We start from the raw sequence: 18695 nt of genomic DNA, 5'->3' as shown, positions 1-18695 counted from the left end.
CGCTCACGCGGTGAGCTGAGCCTCCACGTCCGTGTCGTCGGAGCCGCTCGAGGCGACGATCCGGCCTTTGTCGAGCCGGAGGAACCGGAACTCCGCCGCGTTGACGTGGCGACGGGTGGCAGGGATGCCGCGCCACGGTCCGGTATGCGTCCCGCTGCCGCGGAGGTGAGCAGCGATGCGGTCGTCCTCGGCGACGAGTTGGATCGTCTTCCAGCGCCAGTCCGGGAAGCCGTGGAACAGGTCGGCGAGATCGTCGATCCAGGCGTCTGCTCCTGCCGGCAGGTGTGCGCGGCGGACCGCGGGGTCGAGGAACCCGCGGACCTCCGTCAGATCATGTCGGTTGCACGCGTCGAGATACTCCTCGAACCACCCGTGCAGCTCCCACGGTTCCACGCGAAGTGCCTCAGGCGTCGAGGTCGTCGACGCCCGGCATCCAGCTCTGGCCCGACTTTCCCCAGCCGCGCTTGCGCGCGATCTTCTGCGTCGTCTTCCAATCGGAATCGGACAGCCGGTCGATGTAGAGGATGCCGTTGAGGTGGTCGAACTCGTGCTGCATGATGCGGGCGCGCCAGCCGTCGACACGGATGCGGACGTGGCCGCCGTCGAGGTCGGTGCCGGTGACGAGCACCTCGTCGCCGCGGCGGAGCGGGAAGCGCTCACCGGGGAACGACAGGCATCCCTCCGACTCGTCATCGGGGTCGGGGGAGCCCGGCTCCGGCGGCGACATCCAGAGTTCGGGGTTGATGATCACGCCGCGCCACGGGGCGCCGTCGTCATCCTGATAGGAGTAGGTGTAGATGCGCAGGCCGACGCCCACCTGGGGGGCTGCGAGTCCCACACCGGGAGCGGTGTCCATCGTCTCGAACATGTCCGCGACGAGGGTGCGGATCTCATCCGTCACCTCGGCGACGGGAGCGGCGACGGAGTGAAGGACGGGATCGCCCATGATGCGAATCGGAAGTACGGCCACGTCAGAAGCCTAACGAGGCCTGAGCCCGGTATCGTCGAGGCGTGATTCATGCCGGAACACCGATCAACGACCTCACCGATGAACTGGTGGGCGTGTTCGGGAACCCGGCGATCCTGATCGGCATCCCGCTCGCCGTCGTCGGCGCGGTCTTCATGTCCTTCGGCGCGCAGTACCAGCACCGCGGTGTGCAGAAGGTCGAGCGGCTGACGGCTCAGGCGGGTGTCTCCGGTCTGACCGGCAGTCAGCTGCTCCGTCTGCTGACGCGTCCGTCCTGGGTTCTCGGGACGGTGATGCTCGGCCTCGCGATCGTGTGCCAGCTGGCGGCGCTGTCGTTCGCGCCGCTGATCCTCGTCCAGCCGATCGGCGCGATCTCGCTGGTCATCACGACGCTCCTGAACGCCCGGATCAGCGGCCACAAGCCGACGAGGCGCTCGATCACCTCCATCGCGCTGTGCGTCGGCGGCATCTTCATCTTCGTCACGGTGGCCGCGCTGTACGCGACCGAGCGCCCCATCAGCGACGGGCAGCTCCTGACCGTCCTCGGCATCCTGCTGGGCGTCGTGGTGGTCCTCGGCGTCCTCTGGGGGACGCTGCGCAAGCGGATGCGTGCCCTGTTCTACATCGTGGCGGCCGGCGTGGTCTACGGCTTCGTCGCGACCCTCGCCAAGGTGGTCATCAACCGCATCGCCAACGGCGACTTCGAATGGCTCACCGTCCTGTGCGTCGTCGCCCTGCTCGCGGGCACCGCGATGGGCGCCTACTTCGTCCAGACGGCCTACTCGTCGGGTCCGCCGGACCTCGTCATCGCCGGTCTCACGGTCATCGACCCGATCGTCGCCATCGTGATCGGTCTCGCGGTCCTCAACGAGGCTCAGGGCGCACCGCTCGGCGCGTACATCGGCTTCGCGGTCGCGGGCGTCCTGGCCGTCACCGGGGTGTTCCAGCTGGCCCGCTACCACCCGCAGGTGGTGAGCGAGAGCCAGGAGATCCCGATCACGCGGGGGAGTGCGGATGCCGTCGAAGGCAGACGTCCCTCGACGGGGTCGATCCGTCTCACCGAGGCCGTCTCGAAGGTGTGGCCGGAGCCGCCCGTGAAAGACGAAGACCGGCCCGGGCGATAAGCTCGACTCCACAGGGGGCGGTGGCCAAGCTGGTCAAGGCAGCGGGCTCATAACCCGACGATCGTGGGTTCAAGTCCCACCCGCCCTACTTCAGCCTCTGAACTTGTCAGGCGTCGCACGAGGAAGCCCCCGCTCCTTTGCAGAATGCGAGGGCTTCGTCGTATCGCGTAGGTTCAGTCGTCCTGCGCGTCGGACTCCCGTTCGTCGGTGTCTTGCTCGGCGGCCGTGATGTCATCGTCGCCGATGTCGCCTTCGGCCTGGCTCGGCTTGTCGGGGATGGAATCGCTCATCATGTCTCCTTTCGACACACACATCGAACGCCCTCGCCGCGTTCGACCCGCAGGGGCTTGACAGAGCATCCTCGCTATCGGTTCCGTTGGAGCGCGTGGCCGGGTAGGCAGAGCGAGGCAGATGCGTCAGCGATCGTCGTGGTCCTCGGCGGCGACGTGGCCGCCGGCGCGGGCTGCGTCCTCCTTCACCTCGTCGCTGACGGCGTCGGTCGGGAGTGCGTCATCGGCGTGAGCGTCATCGGCGTCGCGCGTGTGGGGAGTGTTGTCGCTCATGATGGTCCTTTCGTCGAGCGGTCAGCTTGCGCCCATCGTGTCCCGCGGGCCATGGGGTTGACGAACGTCCGACGAACCTCGTGTTACACGGTTGTGATTCGCCGAGGATATGGGCGATAATGGCGGCACAACCGGATATCCGGCCAGCACTCTCCATCAGGTCGTAGGGGAAGACGTACCTGAACGAAACGGAGAGATCGATGGCCACACCTCACGCGCGCGGAGTGATCTTCATCCATTCCGCGCCACGCGCGCTGTGCCCCCACCTCGAGTGGGCTGCTGGTCGTGCCCTCGGGCATGCCGTCAGCTTCGACTGGGCGGACCAGCCCGTCCAACCGGGCAGCCGCCGCGCGGAGTTCTACTGGGAGGGACCCGCCGGAAGCGGGGCCGCTCTTGCCTCCGCCATGCGCGGCTGGGAGCACCTGCGGTACGAGGTGACGGAGGATCCGACGCCCCGCACCGACGGCGGTCGCTGGCTCCACACGCCGAGCCTCGGCATCCACTACGCGCAGACGGATGCCTCGGGCAACGTCGTCGTCGGAGAGGACCGCATCCGCTACGCCATGGAGATCGCCGCCGGCGACATGAGCGAGCTGCAGCGGGAGCTCGACGTGGCGCTCGGCGCCTCGTGGGACGAGGAGCTCGAACCCTTCCGCCACGCAAGCGACGACGCTCCGGTCGTGTGGCTGCACAAGGTCGGCTGAGACGACTCCGCTGGAGCGGACACTCCATGGACGGACAGGTTTTCAGGCGGGGTGAGTGGGCCTCGACCGGCTTCGGACGGCTTCCCGGAGACCGGGGCGGCTACCGCCCCGCCTGAACTGAACGACGAACGCCCCCGGTGGCTTCCCGGGGGCGTTCGTCGTGTTCGGGGTCAAACCGAGCGGAACGCCACGACGGCGTTGTGACCGCCGAAGCCGAACGAGTTGCTGATGGCCAACTGGTCGCCGTCGCCGAGCGGGACGGTGTCGCCGGACAGACGGAAGGGAACGGCCGGGTCGGGCTCGGTGATGTTGATGGTCGGGGGAGCGATGCGGTCGCGGAGCGCCAGCACCGTGAACATCGCCTCCAGCGCTCCCGTGCCGCCGAGGAGGTGACCGGTGGACGCCTTCGTGGCCGACACCGGCATCTCGTCGACCCGGTCGCCGAAGACGGACTTCAGGGCGACGTACTCGTTCGGGTCGCCGACGGGGGTCGACGTCGCGTGCGCGTTGACGTGGGTGACGTCGTCGGGCGAGGCATCCGCCATCTCGAGCGCGAGGCGGACGGCTCGCGCCGCACCGGTGCCCTCGGGGTCGTTGGCGGTGATGTGGTACGAGTCGGCGGTGACGCCGCCGCCCACGAGCTCGGCGTAGATCTTCGCGCCGCGGGCCTTCGCGTGCTCCTCGGTCTCGAGGATGAGGACCGCGGCGCCCTCTCCCATGACGAATCCGTCACGGTCGATGCTGCCCGGACGGGATGCCGTCTCGGGGGAGTCGTTGCGACGCGACAGCGCCTGCATCGAGGCGAACGACGCGATCGTGATGGGGTGGATCGCCGACTCGGTGCCGCCCGCGATGACGATGTCGGCGAGGCCGGCCCGCATGTGCTCGATCGCGTTGACGATCGACTCGGTGCTCGATGCGCACGCGCTCGCGAACGTGCGAGCGTAGGCGCGAGCGCCGAAGTGCAGCGAGAGGTTGCCCGCTGCAGCGTTGGGCATGAGCATCGGCACGGTCATGGGCATGACGCGCCGCGGGCCCTTCTCGCGCAGGGTGTCCCATGCGTCGAGGAGCGTCCATACCCCGCCGATGCCGGTGGCGAACTCGACGCCGAGGCGCTCGGGGTCGACCTCGGGCGCGCCGGCATCCTCCCAGGCCTCCTTCGCCGCCACCATCGCGAGCTGCGAGGACGGGTCGAGGCGCTTGGCGACGGGACGGTCGAGGACCGTCTCGGGTCGCACCTTCGCCTCGGCGGCGAACGTGACGGGCAGCTGGTACTGCTCCACCCAGTCGTGCTCGAGCGTGCGGGTACCGGACGCTCCGGCGAGGAGCGCCTCCCAGCTCTCGCTGGCGGTGCCGCCGATGGGGGAGGTCGCACCGATGCCGGTGACGAAGATTCGCGTGTTGCTCATGATTCCCTCGTGCTGCTCCGGTGGGGGCGGACCCCCACCGGACGCGCGGATCAGGCCTGGTTGGACGTGATGTAGGTGACGGCGTCGCCGACGGTCTTGAGGTTCTTGACCTCGTCGTCGGGGATGGTGACGCCGAACTTCTCCTCGGCGTTGACGACGATCGTCATCATCGAGATCGAGTCGATGTCGAGGTCGTCCGTGAACGACTTCTCGAGGGCGACCTCGTCGGACGAGATACCGGTCTCGTCGGTGATGAGCTCAGCCAGGCCGGCGAGGACCTCGTCGTTGGTGAATGCCATGGGATTTCTCCTTCTGTGGGGGTCGGCCCAGCCGGGCCGGTAGTCAGTTTAGGTGGGGGACGGCCGTCGTCACGGGAGGACGACGACCTGTGCGCCGAACACGAGCCCGGCGCCGAAACCGATCTGCAGGGCGAGGCCGCCGCTGAGCTCGGGGTGCTCGTCGAGAAGACGGTGGGTGGCCAGCGGGATGGATGCCGCCGAGGTGTTGCCCGTCGTCTCGATATCGCGACCGATCACGACGGTGTCGGGCAGCTTCAGCTGCTTGGCGAACTCGTCGATGATGCGCATGTTGGCCTGGTGGGGCACGAAGGCCGCGAGGTCGTCGGGCGTGATCCCCGCGGCCTCGATCGCCTGCCGGGCGACCTTGACCATCTCCCAGACGGCCCAGCGGAACACGGTGGGCCCTTCCTGACGGAGCGTCGGCCAGGGGGCGACACCGTCGCGGAACTCGGTCAGCGTGTGGTTCATGCCCACGGCATCCGCTTTCGAGCCGTCCGATCCCCAAATGGTCGGGCCGATGCCGGGCGTGTCGCTGGGGCCGATGACGACCGCGCCGGCACCGTCCCCGAGCAGGAACGAAATCGATCGGTCGGTCGGGTCGACGACGTCGCTGAGCTTCTCGGTGCCGATGACGACCGCGTAGTGCGCGGCACCCGCACGGATGAGGGCGTCCGCCTGCGCGACGCCGTAGGCGAATCCGGCGCACGCGGCGTTCAGGTCGTAGGCGGCGGCCGGATTCGCGCCGACGCGGTCGGCCACGATCGCCGACACGGACGGGGTCTGCTTGGGGTTCGAGATCGTCGCCACGATGACGGCGTCGATCTTGTCGGCCGGGACGCCGGAGCGCTCGATGGCTTCGGCCGCGGCGTCCGACGCGAGGTCGATCGCCGTGGTACCGGCATCCGCTCGTACTCGCGTGATGATGCCGGTGCGCTGACGGATCCATTCGTCGCTCGAGTTGATCGGCTCGATCAGGTCCTCGTTGGGGACCGCGTTCTCACCGCGGGCGGCGCCGTACGCGTAGATGCGGGTGTGCGCCGCGCCGGTGGGCTGGATCAGCTGGGGGGTCATGCGTTCTCTCCGGTCAGGAGGGCGTTCGCGGCGGCGAGGTCCTCGGGCGTCTTCACCGCAACAGACGGTACGCCGCGCAACCCGCGCTTGGCGAGTCCGACGAGGGTGCCGGCGGGAGCGAGCTCGATGATGCCGGCCACCTCGTTCTCGGCGAACGAGGCCATGCATAGGTCCCATCGGACGGGGTTCGCAACCTGCGCCACGAGGAGGTCGACCGCGGCGCGGCCGTCCGAGACGGTCCCGCCGTCGCGGTTGCTCCAGAGCGTCAGAGCGGGATCGGATGCCTCCACCGCGGCCGCAGCCGTGCGGAGGGTCTCGACGGCCGGTGCCATGTACCGCGTGTGGAATGCGCCCGCGACCTGCAGCGGGATGACCCGGCTGCCGCGCGGCGCGTCGGAGCCGAGCTCGGCGAGAGCCGGAAGCGCCCCGGCTGCGACGATCTGTCCGCCGCCGTTGTAGTTGGCCGGCGTCAGGTCGAGCTCTTCCAGGCGGGCGAGGACCGTGGCCTCGTCGCCGCCCACGACCGCGCTCATGCCGGTCTGCTCGAGAGCGGCGGCCTCGGCCATGGCGCGGCCGCGGATGCTGACCAGGCGCATGCCGTCCTCTTCCGTGAGGACGCCGGCGGCGACCAGCGCGGCGATTTCACCGACGGAGTGTCCGGCGACGCCGTGGGGGCGATGACCGGCGTCGACCAGCGCGCGCCACGACAGCAGGCTGGCGGCGACGATGAGCGGCTGGGCGACCTTGGTGTCGCGGATGCGGTCGGCATCCCACTCGGTGCCCGCCGCGACCAGGTCGACCTCGGCGTAGGCGGAGTACTGCTCGAGGAGCTCACGGGTGCCCTCGGTCTCCAGCCACGGAGTGAGGAACCCGGGGGTCTGAGAGCCCTGACCCGGGAAGACGGCGATGATCACGGTTTCCATCCTTGCAAGTTCGAGTCGTCGTTGCTGTCGGTGAGCGCACAAGAAAGTGCGATCCGTTTGTTCGAGTCGTACAGAGATCAGGTTCGGCGCACGGGGCGACGGCGGGTCACGTCGCCGCCGATCGAGCCGAGGATGAGCGCCGTCTGCAGGATCAGAGCCTCACGGGGACCTGTGGCATCCCATCCGATGACGTCGGAGACCCGCTTGAGTCGGTAGCGGACCGTGTTGGGATGTACGAACAGTTCGCGGGCCGTCGCCTCGAGCGAGCGACCGTTGTCGAGGTAGCTCCAGAGCGTCGTGACGAGATCCGTCGAGTGCGCCTGCAGCGGGCGGTAGATCCGTTCGATGAGCGTGGCCTTCGCGAGCGGATCGCCCGCAAGAGCGCGCTCGGGAAGCAGGTCGTCGGCGTCCACGGGGCGCGGGGCGTTCCGCCACGACTTGGCGACCGCGAATCCGGCCAGGGCCGCCCGGGCGCTCAGTCCTGCGTCGAGCAGGGCGGATGCCGTGGGCCCCAGCACGAGGTGACCGCTTCCGAACCCCGGCTCGAGGCGCGTCGCGATCTCGGCGAAGGGCAGCTCTTCGGCATCCTCGCGGCCGCTCTGGTCGGCCCGACCGATGACGAGAACCAGGCGGGAGCCCTGCACTCCGATGAGCACGTCGACGCCGAGCTTCCGCGCCGTGCGGCGCACCTGGTCGACGTCGAGCTGCGGGGGAGTCGTGCCCACGAGGACCGCGACCTCGCCGTGGCCGTGCCAGCCGAGGGCGGCGATGCGGCTCGGGAGCTCCTCATCGGCCTCGCCCGTGAGGATCGAGTCGACGACGAGCGCCTCTAGGCGGGCATCCCATAAGCCGCGTGCTTCCGCAGCCCGGGCGTAGACGTCCGCCGCGGCGAAGGCGACCTCGCGCGAGTAGAGCAGGATGCTCTCGCGCAGTCCGTTGCCCCGTCCGGCGACGCGTTCCTCGGTGGTCTCGACCGTCACCTTGATGAGCTGGAGCGTCTGGGTGAGGCTAATGCTCCGCAGCAGCTCGCGGGGCGCCGACGCGAAGACGTCGGCCGCGATCCACGGCGTCGAGTTCGGGTCGTCGTACCAGTCGACGAAGGACGAGATGCCCGACTGGGCGACGAGACCGACGGCCGACCGGCGCCCCGGAGGCATCTCGGCGTACCAGGGCAGGTACTCCTCGAGCCTCCGGAGCGTGGTGGTCGCGAGATCTCCCGAGATCCGGCGGAGCCACGCGAGTGTCTCCGCCTTCTCCTGGGCGGTCGGCCGTTCGGTCATCGCGCGGGTCAGGCTTCGCCGCCCGCGTTGCCGGAGGTGCCGGCGTTGACGTCGTGCAGGCGGTACTTCTCGATCGCCTGTGCCGACAGGCCGCGGTCGACGACGCCGTCCTCGGCCAGGGCCTGCAGGGTCCGCACGACGATCGACGGGCCGTCGATCTTGAACTGACGACGAGCCGCGGCACGTGTGTCCGAGAAGCCGAAGCCGTCGGCACCGAGCGTCGCGTAACGGCGCGGGACCCACTGGCGGATCTGGTCCTGGACGGCGTGCATGAAGTCGCTGACGGCGACGACGGGCCCCTCCGAGTCGCGGAGCTTCTCGGTGATGTAGGCCGTCTTGGGCTCGTCGGTCGGGTGCAGGAAGTTGTGCTCGTCTGCGGCGAGGCCGTCGCGGCGGAGCTCGGTCCAGCTGGTCACCGACCAGACGTCGGCCACGACGCCCCAGTCGTCCTTGAGGAGTTTCTGCGCCTCGTGCGCCCACGCCAGGCCGACGCCCGACGCGAGGATCTGGGCGCGGTGCCCCTCGCCCTCACCGGTCGAGACGCGGTGGATGCCGCGGACGATGCCGTCGACGTCGACATCCTCCGGCTCCTTGGGCTGGACGATCGGCTCGTTGTAGACCGTGATGTAGTACATGACGTTCGGGTCCTCGTGCTCCCCGCCGTACATGCGCTCGAGACCGGACTGCACGATGTGCGCGATCTCGTAGCCGTAGGCCGGGTCGTACGAGACGGTCGCCGGGTTGGTCGAGGCGAGCAGGTGCGAGTGGCCGTCGGCGTGCTGCAGGCCCTCACCCGTGAGGGTGGTGCGGCCGGCCGTGGCGCCGATGATGAACCCGCGCGCCATCTGGTCGCCGGCGGCCCACTGAGCGTCGCCCGTGCGCTGGAAGCCGAACATCGAGTAGAAGACGTAGACCGGGATGAGCGGCTCGCCGTGGGTCGCGTAGGACGTGCCGACACCGGTGAAGGCGGCGAGGGCGCCGGCCTCGTTGATGCCCACGTGCATGATCTGACCCTGCGGGCTCTCCTTGTAGGCCAGGAGCAGCTCGCGGTCGACGGACGTGTAGTTCTGCCCGTTGGGGTTGTAGATCTTCGCCGTCGGGAAGTACGCGTCCATACCGAACGTGCGTGCCTCGTCTGGGATGATCGGCACGATGCGGTGGCCGAAGTCCTTCGAGCGCAGCAGATCCTTGAGCAGCCGCACGAACGCCATCGTGGTGGCGACCTCCTGCGTGCCCGACCCCTTCTTCGGCAGCGCGTACACGCTGTCGTCGGGGAGGCTCAGCGAGGTGTGCGTGCTGCGACGCTGCGGGAGCGTGCCGCCCAGTGCGCGACGCCGCTCGACCATGTACTTGATGGTCTCGTCCTCGGCGCCCGGGTGGTAGTACGGCGGCTCGTAGGGGTTCTCTTCGAGCTGGGCGTCCGTCAGCGGGATGTGCATCTGGTCGCGGAACAGCTTGAGGTCGTCGAGGGTCATCTTCTTCATCTGGTGCGTCGCGTTGCGCCCCTCGAAGTGCGGGCCGAGCCCGTAGCCCTTGACGGTCTTCGCCAGGATGACGGTCGGCTGGCCCTTGTGCTCCATGGCCGCCTTGTACGCCGCGAAGACCTTGCGGTAGTCGTGGCCACCGCGCTTGAGGTTCCAGATCTGCTCGTCGGAGTAGTCCTTGACAAGGGCTGCGGCGCGCTCGTCGCGGCCGAAGAAGTGCTCACGGACGTACGCGCCGTTCTCGGCCTTATACGTCTGGAAGTCGCCGTCGGGGGTGCTGTTCATGAGGTTGAGCAACGCGCCGTCCTGGTCGCGGGAGAGCAGGTCGTCCCACTCGCGACCCCAGACGACCTTGATGACGTTCCAGCCGGCACCGCGGAAGAAGCTCTCGAGCTCCTGGACGATCTTGCCGTTGCCGCGAACGGGGCCGTCGAGGCGCTGCAGGTTGCAGTTGACGACGAAAGTCAGGTTGTCGAGGCCCTCGTTGGCGGCGACCTGCAGCTGGCCGCGGCTCTCGACCTCGTCCATCTCGCCGTCGCCGAGGAAGGCCCACACGTGGGCGTCGGAGAGATCCTTGACGCCGCGGTTGGTGAGGTACTTGTTCGTCATCGCCTGGTAGATGGCGTTGATGGGACCGAGGCCCATCGAGACGGTCGGGAACTGCCAGTAGTCCGGCATGAGGCGCGGGTGCGGGTACGACGGCAGGCCGTGAGGGGCAGCGGATGCCTCCTGGCGGAACCCGTCGAGCTGCTGCGTCGTCAGGCCGCCCTCGAGGAACGAGCGGGCGTACATGCCGGGGGAGGCGTGCCCCTGGAAGAAGACCTGGTCGCCACCGCTCTCGTGGTCCGGACCGCGGAAGAAGTGGTTGAAGCCGACCTCGTACAGTGCCGCCGACGACGCGTACGTGGAGATGTGGCCGCCGACACCGATGCCGGGGCGCTGCGCACGGTGCACCGTGAGGGCGGCGTTCCAGCGGATCCAGCTGCGGTAGCGGCGCTCCACCTCTTCGTCGCCCGGGAACTCCGGCTCGCTGTCGACGGGGATCGTGTTGATGTAGTCCGTCGTGGGGACCTGCGGGACGTTGAGGTGCAGTTCACGCGAGCTCTGCAGCAGGCTCAGCATGATCTCGCGGCCGCGGCTCGCTCCGCGGGCGTCGACGAGTTGGCGCAGGGAATCCTGCCACTCCGACGTCTCTTCCGGGTCGCTGTCCTGCGGGCCCTGCGAGTACGGATCCTGATCGTTGACAGTCACAAGAGGCCTTTCGTCGCCTGGCAGATCGTGCCAGGAAGGAGGGATCGAGCGAGGGCGCGCTTGTTCGCCGCGCACAACTCGCTTGTCCTCAGCCTACCCATACGGCCCGGTGCTGGACGCCGCGCGGGCGCCCTAGACTCGGTACGTCAGGGCCTTTAGCTCAGCTGGTAGAGCGCCACGTTTACACCGTGGATGTCGTCGGTTCGATCCCGGCAGGGCCCACCACCGGCATCCCGCCGCTCCCCTCAGTCCCGACCGGCGACCTTCGGTGTCGCGGGGTCGATGTACAGGTCGCCGCCCTTGCCGAGACGCGAGTGACGACGTGAGTACGCGAAGTAGATCACGAAGCCGATGGCGAGCCAGATGAGGAAGCGCAGCCACGTCTCGACGGTCAGGTTGAGCATCAGATAGACGCAGACGATCACCGACAGTGCCGGCAGCCACGGATTCAGCGGGACGCGGAAGCCGCGCTCCAGATCCGGACGCCGACGGCGGAGGACGATGACGCCGACCGAGACGAGCACGAACGCCGACAGCGTGCCGATGTTGACCATCTCCTCGAGCACGCCGACCGGCGTGAGGCCGGCGACGAGGGCGACGATGACCGTCACGATCGCCGAGATGACCCACGGGGTGCGGAACCGGGGGTGTACCTTCGCGAGCCCGCGCGGCAGGAGGGCGTCGCGCGACATCGCGAAGATGATGCGCGTCGCACCGATCATGAGGGTCAGCACGACCGTCGTGAGGCCGGCCACGGCGCCCGCCGAGATGACGGTCGCCATCCAGGTCTGGCCGTGGAACGCGAACGCGTTGGCGAGCGCCGCGGCGGGGTCGAGCTTGTCGTAGGGCACCATGCCGGTGACGACGAGAGCGACGGCGCCGTAGAGCACCGTGCAGATGATGAGCGAGGCGATGATGCCGATCGGCAGGTCGCGCTGCGGGCGCTTGGTCTCCTCCGCCGTCGTCGCGACGACGTCGAACCCGATGTACGCGAAGAAGACGAGGGCGGCGCCCGCGAAGATGCCGCCGACGCCGAACGCGGTCGGCTCGATGCCCGAGAAGAACTGCAGGAGCGGCTGGGTGAGTCCCGAGGCGGTCTCGCGGGGAGCTGCGTCCGGCACGAAGGGGGAGTAGTTCGCGGGGTTGACGAACATCAGTCCCGCGACGATCACGAACAGGACGATGAACAGCTTCACCGCGACGAGCACGAGGTTCACCCGAAGGGACTCCCGGATGCCGACGGTGATCAGCACGCCGAGGACCACCACCAGGAGGACGGCCATCAGGTCGATCGACCCGCCGTATCCGATCGCGGCGGGGATCGGGGCGCCGAGCTGCTCCATGAGCGATCCGAGGTAGGCGCTCCACCCCTGCGCGACGACGCTCGCCCCCAGGAACATCTCGAGGATCAGATCCCATCCGATGATCCAGGCGAAGAGCTCGCCGAGCGATGCGTAGGAGAAGGTGTAGGCCGACCCCGACACGGGGACCGTGGACGCGAACTCGGCGTAACACATGGCTGCGAGCCCGCACGCGATGGCGGCCACGACGAAGCTGATGACGATCGCGGGGCCGGCGACCTCATGGGCGGCGCGTCCGGTCAGGGTGAAGATCCCGGCGCCAATGACGACGCCGACGCCGAAGACCGTGAGGTCGAGGGCCGAGAGCGATTTCTTGAGTTTGAACTCGGGCTCTTCGGTGTCGGCGATCGACTGTTCGACCGTCTTGGTGCGCAGCACGCTCATGCTGTTCTCCTCCCGCGCGATTCCGGCACGCAATGTTAGTGCGTCGCGGCATCCTGTCTGAAGCCGTCGCCCCGACGGCCGGTCGCCCGCGGGGTAGGTTGGAGGACGTGAAAGCCAGCTTTACCGACCAGCGCCGCCTCCTCGATCTCGCCGACGCCGACATCGCCGTGCGCCGCGCGGATCACGCGCGACAGAACCCCGCGCAGGCCGCACGCGTGAAGGAGCTGCTGGCGGAGCGCGCGACCCACTCGGCCGAGCTGACGCGTCGGCTCGGTGAGCGCGACGATGCGAAGGCCGAACTCGCCCGCATCCAGTCCGACGTCGCTGTCGTCGACGCCCGGACCGCGCGCGACAACGACCTGCTCGCCGCGACGTCGAGCGTCAAGGACGCCCAGGGGCTGGAGCACGAGATCGCTTCGCTCGCCCGGCGCAAGAGCGACCTGGAGGACGCCGAGCTCGAGGTCATGGAGCGTCTCGAGGCCGCCGAAGCCGCTGTGGCGGAGCAGGAGGCCCTCATCGCGTCGGTCAATGAAGAGGGGGCGCGACTGAGCGCCGAGGCCAAGGCGACCGTCGCCGAGGCGACCACGCGTCTCGAGGCTGCGACCCGCGACCGTGCCGCGATCGCCGCGTCGCTTCCCGCCGACCTCGTCGGCATGTACGACAGCCTCGCCGCTCGCGGGAACGGTGCCGGTCACCTGCAGCGTCGCACGTGCGGCGGCTGCCACATGGTCCTGTCGGGCACCGACCTCAACGCCGTGCGTGCCGCGGCGGAGGAGGACGTCGTCACGTGCCCGGAGTGCGGCTGCATCCTCGTTCGCGACGAGGACTCCGGGCTCTGACCGATCCGGGCGCTCCCTCGGACGGTCCCGTCCCGTGGATCGTCGTGGGCGCCTCCGAGGGGCGGATCTCCCTCGTCTCGCTCGATGTCGACGGGCGGGCGGTCGACCGTGTGCTCGTCGATGCGTCGTCCCTCCGCGAGCACGTCCGTCGGGCGGGTGATACGACGCGGTGGGTGTGGAGCGACACCTCGCACTGGTATCCGTCGCTGATCGCCGCGGGAGTCCGCGTCACCCGCTGCCACGACCTTCGCCTCGCCCACGCGATCCTGCGTGACAGTGCCCTCGCAGTCGACACCGACGCGCTCCGACGGGCGACGGAGTGGGATGCCGCGGCATCCGTCTCGGACGACGGTCCGAGCGCCCTCTTCGATCTCGACCCCGGCTCCCGCGAGGCGCCGCACGACATCGATGCCGCGGTCGCCGAGTTCGAGCGGCAACGGCGGGTGATCGGCGCCGGTGCTCCCAGCTTGCGGCTGCTCGTCGCGGCCGAGTCCGTCGGTGCCCTCGTCGCGGCCGAGATGCACGCGGCGGGCGTGCCGTGGGACGGGCGGGTTCACGACGAGATCCTGACCGCGATGCTCGGCGAGCGGGACTCCGGCGGCCGGCCACCTGCGCGCATCGTCGCCCTGGCGGGCGAGATCCGCGGTCTTCTCGGGGATCCCGGCGCGAGTCTCGATTCGCAGCCGAAGCTCCTGCGGGCGCTCCATCGCGTCGGCGTCGCCGCGACGTCGACGAGCAAGTGGGAGCTGAAGGAGTACCACCACCCGGTCGTCGCACCGCTCCTGGAGTACAAGCGGCTCATGCGGATGTACACGGCGAACGGGTGGGCGTGGCGCGACGAGTGGGCGCCGGAGGGTCGGTTCCGTCCCGTGTACGTCCCCGGCGGCGTCGTGACCGGCCGGTGGGCGTCGTCGGGCGGCGGGGCGCTGCAGCTGCCGCGGCAGCTTCGCCCCGCCGTCCGCGCGGACCCGGGGTGGACGCTGGTGGTCGCCGACGTCGCGCAGCTCGAGCCTCGGGTGCTGGCGGCGATGTCGCGGGATGCCGCCCTGGCCGACAGCGCGCGCGGTACCGACCTCTACGAGGGCATCGTCTCGCGGGGCGTGGTCAGTACCCGCTCCGAGGCGAAATTCGCCCTGCTGGGCGCGATGTACGGCGCGACGACGGGGGACAGCGGCCGCCTCGTCCCGGCGCTCCGACGGGCGTATCCGCGGGCGATGGGACTCGTGGACGACGCAGCCCGTGTGGGCGAGGAGGGCGGCGTCGTCTCGACCTGGCTCGGGCGGTCCAGTCCACCTCCGTCGCCCGGATGGCGCGCGGTGCAGAGTCGAGCGGGCGATCCCGACGCGACCGAGACGGACCGCACCCAGGCCCGGCGCATCGCGCGCGACCGGGGCCGGTTCACGCGGAACTTCGTCGTGCAGGGAACCGCGGCCGAATGGGCCCTCGCGTGGCTCGGCGATCTGCGGGCGAGGCTCGCGCTGCTGCCGTTCGCCGGTGACGAGGATGCCGCACCCCGGTCGGGCGCGCTCCACTCGCGGCAGGCGCATCTCGCGTTCTTCCTCCACGACGAGGTCATCGTCCACGCACCCGCCGCGCATGCGGAGCAGGCGGCGGAGGCGGTGCGCCAGGCCGCGGACGCGGCGACCCGGCTCCTCTTCGGCGACATCCCCCTCGACTTCCGCCTCGACCTGCAGGTGCGGGTCGACGCGGCGAAGGACTGACCGCCCCGACGACTAGACTCGACCCCGCGAATGGGTCGGCTGGACGGTCGCGTGGCGCGAGAGCGCACCGAGGAACGTCCGGGCTCCACAGGGCAGGGCGGTGGGTAACACCCACCCGGAGTGATCCGCGAGACAGTGCCACAGAGAGCAGACCGCCCCGGTTCCGACCGGGGTAAGGGTGAAAGGGTGGTGTAAGAGACCACCGGGGTCGTGGTGACACGGCCCGCACGGTAAACCTCGCCCGGAGCAAGGTCAGACAGGGGATGCCGACGCGGCCCGCCGAGTCCCCGGGTAGACCGCTGGAGCGGCACGGCAACGTGTCGCCGAGAGAGATGACCGTCCACGGGGTTTCGACCCCCGGACAGAACCCGGCGTACAGGCCGGCCCATTCGCTTATCCCCTCCTGACCTGGGAATTCGTCAACCCCGGCTGACTCCAGTCCGCACGGGGTCCGCAGGAACGCCGAGAACGCTGTCAACGGCCTCCCGCGTGCGGTCGTCGGAATCCGCCCACATGTGCCCGTAGGTGTCGAGCGTCTCGGTTGCCGACTTGTGCCCGAGGCGACCTTGCACGGTCTTGACGCTCTCGCCGTACCGGATGAGCAGGCTCGCGTAGTAGTGCCGGAGCGCGTGCATTCCGGTGCCCGTCGCTTCAGTGAGGCTGGCTGCCTGAGCTGCCGGTCGCCAGAGATGCCCGAATCGCTGTCGCGTGATGCCCTTGCCGTCGAGCGTGAACAGCAGCTCGCCGTCGCCGACGTCGAAACGCGCGAGGTGCTCATTCAGTGCAGCCACGACTACGAGGGGGAGCGGGATGGTCCGGACTGATGCCGCGGTCTTTGGTGGCGCGAACGCAGTCTCGCCCTTCGCCTTCGTCACGAGCTGTCGGTCGACAGTAACCGCGGGATTCTTGCCGAGCAGGCGGATGCGATCACGGGTCAGCCCCAGGGCCTCGCCCTGTCGGATCCCCGTTCCGGCCGCGAGGATCACTAGGGTCCGCAGTTCAACCGGTACGTGCTCGGCGAGGAGGTTCACCTGAGCAGTAGTGAGCGGATGCACGCGGGCCTTGGCGACCTCTGGGAGGCTTATCCCGTCGCACGGTGTAGATGCCAGCTTGCGGTCCCGCACGGCCGCGCGGAATACGGATGCGACGACGGTGTAGACGACGCGGACGGTGGCGGGGGAGAGCGCCTTTCGCTCCGTTTCAGGGTCGTCGACGGTCAGGCTCTTGACCCAGCCCTGCACGGTCGTGCGGAGGACGCTCCCAAGCGCCCGATCTCCGAGGGTGGGGTACACGTGACGCTCGAGATGCCCGCGGTAGAGGGTAGCTGTCGCGTCACGGTGAACCTGGGCGTCAAGCCACGTGTCGGCGTAGGCCCGGAACGTGAGTCGGCTAGCGTTCGGGTCGACGTACTGCCCGGACACGACTGAGGTTGTCACCTCATCAAGCCACCGCTGCGCGTCTCTCTTGAGCTTGAAGTGCTTCGCGTGTTCTTTTCCGGCCTCGTCGAAGTATCGCGCCCGGAACTGCATCCCTACGCCGTATCGCGTGCTGCGCTTACGGGAGCCGTCGACATCCCGTGTATGCCAGCGGTCCTCCACATACTTCCTCACGGTCGTCCCGAGCTATCGCGCCCGTTTGGTGCTCTTGTGTCAGCCACGATCACCTCTGTAGCCGGTCGTCTTGAAGTAGAAGCTGAGCATGGACCCTTGCTCCGCCGGATCCGGCAACCCCAGAGGATACGGGTTGGATCGGTCGACAGGCGCATCACCTTCGGCAACGTTGATGGCCCACACCTCGTATGCCTCGGCGAGCTCGATCGGCCCCACTCGGACCTCTTCAACTACTTCATGATGCTCTGTGACTCCCAAGTCATGATCGTCCGCCGCGATTGCTAGGTCGAGGCGCGCGTGATTGTACGAGTGGATCGCTCTCATCGCTGAGTCTCTAAGCTTCCGCACTCTGTCGACCATGTCGGCCATGTCGCGTTCGAAGGCGCTTCCGATGATCTGGTGCAGGTCGCTCAAGTTCAGGATCGGCAGAAGGTCTTCCGCCTCGGCCAGGCGAAGCGGACGATCTCCCTTCTCGATGCTCCAAACCGTCGACTGGGACCACTTCCACCCGAGCGCTTTCATCTGGGCGGCGAGTTCGCTCTGCGAGATGGAGCCTCGAAGCCTCGCAAGGTTCTGGCCGATCTGGACGTCTCTGGACATGAAGCAAAGATAACCACGATTCCTAGTTGCCACCACCGGAATCGCGGGTTACAGTCATTCCCAGTCGTAGAAACTGGAAAAGAAGGTTGGGAGAACCGATGACCATATCCGCAGCACCGCGCCCACGGTTCTACTTCGTCGATGAAGTGGCGACCGAGCTCCGCCGAACGACAGCATCCGTCCGGTGGCTGATCCACACGAAGCAGATCAAGGCCGGAAAGATTGGCGGACGCACTGTCGTCGCCGCTGAGGAGCTAGAGCGCATCATCAATGACGCATTCACGGAGACCAACTAGCCGGCGCGGCTTTCGCGGACGGCGACGCGTCGTCGAACCAAGTCGGAAAGACAGCAACGCCTGATGGTCGGCTCCATCTGGCGACGAAAAAAACGCCGGTTCTCCCACCGCTATGGCAGAACCGGCTCCATCCACCCGGAGGTAGATCAATGTTGAACACCATCGTAGCAAAACCCGGCGGAGACCCTCACCCCGAGATCCCGATGTCGGTCTGGGCCGATACGCGGGGTCTCGAAGACGACGACTACTGCATCGCCGACGAGACAACTGTCATCGTCGACTCGTTCACCGCGACGCGCACGCTTCTTCACCTGCGTCAGAACGACGGCACCTACCGAACCATGGACGACCACGTGTACGTCGGTTGGGCGAACATCTGGCCATCGGAGCCGCAGACCAGAGCGAACAACGAGGGCTTCACCATCCTCGTCGAAGACATCCCTGCCCTCATCGCACTGTTGAAGGGATTCCAGGCTGAGGCGGTGCAGTCGTGACCGTGAACCACTACGCGCCCCGGAGAGCTATCGACACCGCCCTGATCTCTGGTGAGACCATCCGAGCGCTGTGCGGGGAGCGGTTCGTGCCCTCTCTCCGCGTCGGTAGTGGCGGTAAAGCCGACGCGCCGGGCGCCGTAATCTGCGCCGAATGCGAGGGCCTCCACGACCTGATGGGCGACCTTAAGGATCTCCGCGACGAACGCGACATCCTCAACCGACGCATCTCGGATGCCGAGCGCCTTCTGGCGGACGCGCGTCGCGGGAAGCGCCTCGAGAAGCCGGCCCTCATCTGATGGCCGATGCGATCGGGAT

At 68.5% G+C, this 18695-nt stretch carries 19 protein-coding genes, 2 tRNA genes and 1 other RNA gene; 10 read left to right on the top strand and 12 right to left on the bottom strand.

Annotated features, from left to right (window positions below; all coding sequences use genetic code 11):
- Positions 1–3: 3 nt before the first annotated feature.
- Positions 4–393, bottom strand: a complete 390-nt coding sequence (locus H286_RS0105630; protein WP_018186643.1) for an ester cyclase — start codon at positions 391–393, stop codon at positions 4–6.
- A gap of 10 nt (positions 394–403) precedes the next feature.
- Positions 404–970 carry a peptide deformylase gene (def, locus tag H286_RS0105625; protein WP_020097422.1) on the bottom strand — a complete coding sequence of 189 codons (567 nt, stop codon included), beginning with the start codon at positions 968–970 and terminating at the stop codon, positions 404–406.
- Between the two features lie 41 nt (positions 971–1011).
- On the opposite strand from def, the gene H286_RS0105620 reads away from it, so the two are divergent.
- A complete protein-coding gene (locus H286_RS0105620; protein ID WP_020097421.1) occupies positions 1012–2091 on the top strand; it encodes a DMT family transporter in 1080 nt (359 codons plus the stop codon).
- Between the two features lie 14 nt (positions 2092–2105).
- Positions 2106–2179, top strand: a tRNA-Ile gene (locus H286_RS0105615).
- A 328-nt stretch (positions 2180–2507) separates the two neighbouring features.
- Here the strand turns inward: H286_RS0105615 and H286_RS15030 are convergent.
- Positions 2508–2654, bottom strand: a complete 147-nt coding sequence (locus H286_RS15030; RefSeq protein WP_020097419.1) for a hypothetical protein — start codon at positions 2652–2654, stop codon at positions 2508–2510.
- A 200-nt stretch (positions 2655–2854) separates the two neighbouring features.
- Between H286_RS15030 and H286_RS0105600 the strand changes: the two genes are divergently transcribed.
- Positions 2855–3358 (top strand): DUF3145 domain-containing protein, encoded by a 504-nt coding sequence (locus tag H286_RS0105600; RefSeq protein WP_026302847.1) that lies wholly within the window; start codon positions 2855–2857, stop codon positions 3356–3358.
- Positions 3359–3528: 170 nt separating this feature from the next.
- Here the strand turns inward: H286_RS0105600 and H286_RS0105595 are convergent, their stop codons facing one another.
- The 6 genes from H286_RS0105595 to aceE form a co-directional block, all read right to left on the bottom strand.
- Positions 3529–4767, bottom strand: coding sequence for a beta-ketoacyl-[acyl-carrier-protein] synthase family protein (locus tag H286_RS0105595; RefSeq protein WP_020097418.1), 1239 nt, complete (start codon positions 4765–4767; stop codon positions 3529–3531).
- Positions 4768–4817: 50 nt separating this feature from the next.
- The gene (locus H286_RS0105590) at positions 4818–5066 is read right to left on the bottom strand and encodes an acyl carrier protein (protein ID WP_018186650.1); all 249 of its coding nucleotides are present in this window, start codon (positions 5064–5066) and stop codon (positions 4818–4820) included.
- A 69-nt stretch (positions 5067–5135) separates the two neighbouring features.
- Positions 5136–6137, bottom strand: coding sequence for a beta-ketoacyl-ACP synthase III (locus H286_RS0105585; RefSeq protein WP_018186651.1), 1002 nt, complete (start codon positions 6135–6137; stop codon positions 5136–5138).
- Complete coding sequence (locus tag H286_RS0105580; protein WP_020097417.1) at positions 6134–7051, bottom strand: ACP S-malonyltransferase; 918 nt, start codon at positions 7049–7051, stop codon at positions 6134–6136. The genes H286_RS0105585 and H286_RS0105580 overlap by 4 nt, the downstream gene beginning before the upstream one ends.
- 86 nt (positions 7052–7137) lie before the next feature.
- Positions 7138–8340 (bottom strand): PucR family transcriptional regulator, encoded by a 1203-nt coding sequence (locus tag H286_RS0105575; RefSeq protein ID WP_018186653.1) that lies wholly within the window; start codon positions 8338–8340, stop codon positions 7138–7140.
- A gap of 8 nt (positions 8341–8348) precedes the next feature.
- A complete protein-coding gene (gene aceE, locus H286_RS0105570; protein WP_018186654.1) occupies positions 8349–11075 on the bottom strand; it encodes a pyruvate dehydrogenase (acetyl-transferring), homodimeric type in 2727 nt (908 codons plus the stop codon).
- Between the two features lie 149 nt (positions 11076–11224).
- Between aceE and H286_RS0105565 the strand changes: the two genes are divergently transcribed.
- Positions 11225–11300, top strand: a tRNA-Val gene (locus tag H286_RS0105565).
- A gap of 20 nt (positions 11301–11320) precedes the next feature.
- Here H286_RS0105565 and H286_RS0105560 read toward each other — a convergent pair.
- Positions 11321–12820, bottom strand: coding sequence for an amino acid permease (locus H286_RS0105560; RefSeq protein WP_018186655.1), 1500 nt, complete (start codon positions 12818–12820; stop codon positions 11321–11323).
- 107 nt (positions 12821–12927) lie between these two features.
- On the opposite strand from H286_RS0105560, the gene H286_RS0105555 reads away from it, so the two are divergent.
- The 3 genes from H286_RS0105555 (at position 12928) to rnpB (ending at position 15772) form a co-directional block, all read left to right on the top strand.
- Positions 12928–13659, top strand: a complete 732-nt coding sequence (locus H286_RS0105555) for a zinc ribbon domain-containing protein (RefSeq protein ID WP_020097416.1) — start codon at positions 12928–12930, stop codon at positions 13657–13659.
- Complete coding sequence (locus tag H286_RS0105550) at positions 13617–15380, top strand: bifunctional 3'-5' exonuclease/DNA polymerase (RefSeq protein ID WP_020097415.1); 1764 nt, start codon at positions 13617–13619, stop codon at positions 15378–15380. The genes H286_RS0105555 and H286_RS0105550 overlap by 43 nt, the downstream gene beginning before the upstream one ends.
- Positions 15381–15411: 31 nt before the next feature.
- An RNA gene (gene rnpB / locus H286_RS14700) (RNase P RNA component class A) lies at positions 15412–15772 on the top strand.
- Between the two features lie 27 nt (positions 15773–15799).
- Here rnpB and H286_RS14470 read toward each other — a convergent pair.
- Together H286_RS14470 and H286_RS0105540 are read right to left on the bottom strand one after the other, a co-directional pair.
- Positions 15800–16990, bottom strand: a complete 1191-nt coding sequence (locus H286_RS14470) for a tyrosine-type recombinase/integrase (protein ID WP_231370895.1) — start codon at positions 16988–16990, stop codon at positions 15800–15802.
- A 39-nt stretch (positions 16991–17029) separates the two neighbouring features.
- Positions 17030–17590 carry a helix-turn-helix domain-containing protein gene (locus tag H286_RS0105540; RefSeq protein ID WP_020097413.1) on the bottom strand — a complete coding sequence of 187 codons (561 nt, stop codon included), beginning with the start codon at positions 17588–17590 and terminating at the stop codon, positions 17030–17032.
- A gap of 98 nt (positions 17591–17688) precedes the next feature.
- Here H286_RS0105540 and H286_RS0105535 point away from each other — a divergent pair, with 98 nt between their 5' ends.
- From H286_RS0105535 to H286_RS14920, 3 genes are all read left to right on the top strand, one after another.
- The gene (locus H286_RS0105535; protein ID WP_081630838.1) at positions 17689–17886 is read left to right on the top strand and encodes a helix-turn-helix domain-containing protein; all 198 of its coding nucleotides are present in this window, start codon (positions 17689–17691) and stop codon (positions 17884–17886) included.
- A gap of 149 nt (positions 17887–18035) precedes the next feature.
- Positions 18036–18380, top strand: coding sequence for a hypothetical protein (locus H286_RS0105530; protein WP_155900305.1), 345 nt, complete (start codon positions 18036–18038; stop codon positions 18378–18380).
- Positions 18377–18676, top strand: a complete 300-nt coding sequence (locus tag H286_RS14920) for a DUF3039 domain-containing protein (RefSeq protein WP_155900303.1) — start codon at positions 18377–18379, stop codon at positions 18674–18676. The genes H286_RS0105530 and H286_RS14920 overlap by 4 nt, the downstream gene beginning before the upstream one ends.
- Positions 18677–18695: the final 19 nt, after the last annotated feature.

Source organism: Microbacterium sp. 11MF (assembly GCF_000383475.1).
In the GTDB taxonomy this organism is placed as follows: domain Bacteria; phylum Actinomycetota; class Actinomycetes; order Actinomycetales; family Microbacteriaceae; genus Microbacterium; species Microbacterium aquilitoris.
Note: the sequence above shows the minus strand (reverse complement) of the source record. Positions and strands in the feature narration are given on the sequence as shown.

Bases quoted from the DNA above. Each gene is read 5' to 3' on its own strand.
- H286_RS15030 (WP_020097419.1), bottom strand. From the start codon at position 2,654: ATGAGCGACAACACTCCCCACACGCGCGACGCCGATGACGCTCACGCC.
- H286_RS0105600 (WP_026302847.1), top strand. From the start codon at position 2,855: ATGGCCACACCTCACGCGCGCGGAGTGATCTTCATCCATTCCGCGCCA.
- H286_RS0105595 (WP_020097418.1), bottom strand. From the start codon at position 4,767: ATGAGCAACACGCGAATCTTCGTCACCGGCATCGGTGCGACCTCCCCC.
- H286_RS0105590 (WP_018186650.1), bottom strand. From the start codon at position 5,066: ATGGCATTCACCAACGACGAGGTCCTCGCCGGCCTGGCTGAGCTCATC.
- H286_RS0105585 (WP_018186651.1), bottom strand. From the start codon at position 6,137: ATGACCCCCCAGCTGATCCAGCCCACCGGCGCGGCGCACACCCGCATC.
- H286_RS0105575 (WP_018186653.1), bottom strand. From the start codon at position 8,340: ATGACCGAACGGCCGACCGCCCAGGAGAAGGCGGAGACACTCGCGTGG.
- H286_RS0105560 (WP_018186655.1), bottom strand. From the start codon at position 12,820: ATGAGCGTGCTGCGCACCAAGACGGTCGAACAGTCGATCGCCGACACC.
- H286_RS0105540 (WP_020097413.1), bottom strand. From the start codon at position 17,590: ATGTCCAGAGACGTCCAGATCGGCCAGAACCTTGCGAGGCTTCGAGGC.
- H286_RS0105535 (WP_081630838.1), top strand. From the start codon at position 17,689: ATGACCATATCCGCAGCACCGCGCCCACGGTTCTACTTCGTCGATGAA.
- H286_RS0105530 (WP_155900305.1), top strand. From the start codon at position 18,036: ATGTTGAACACCATCGTAGCAAAACCCGGCGGAGACCCTCACCCCGAG.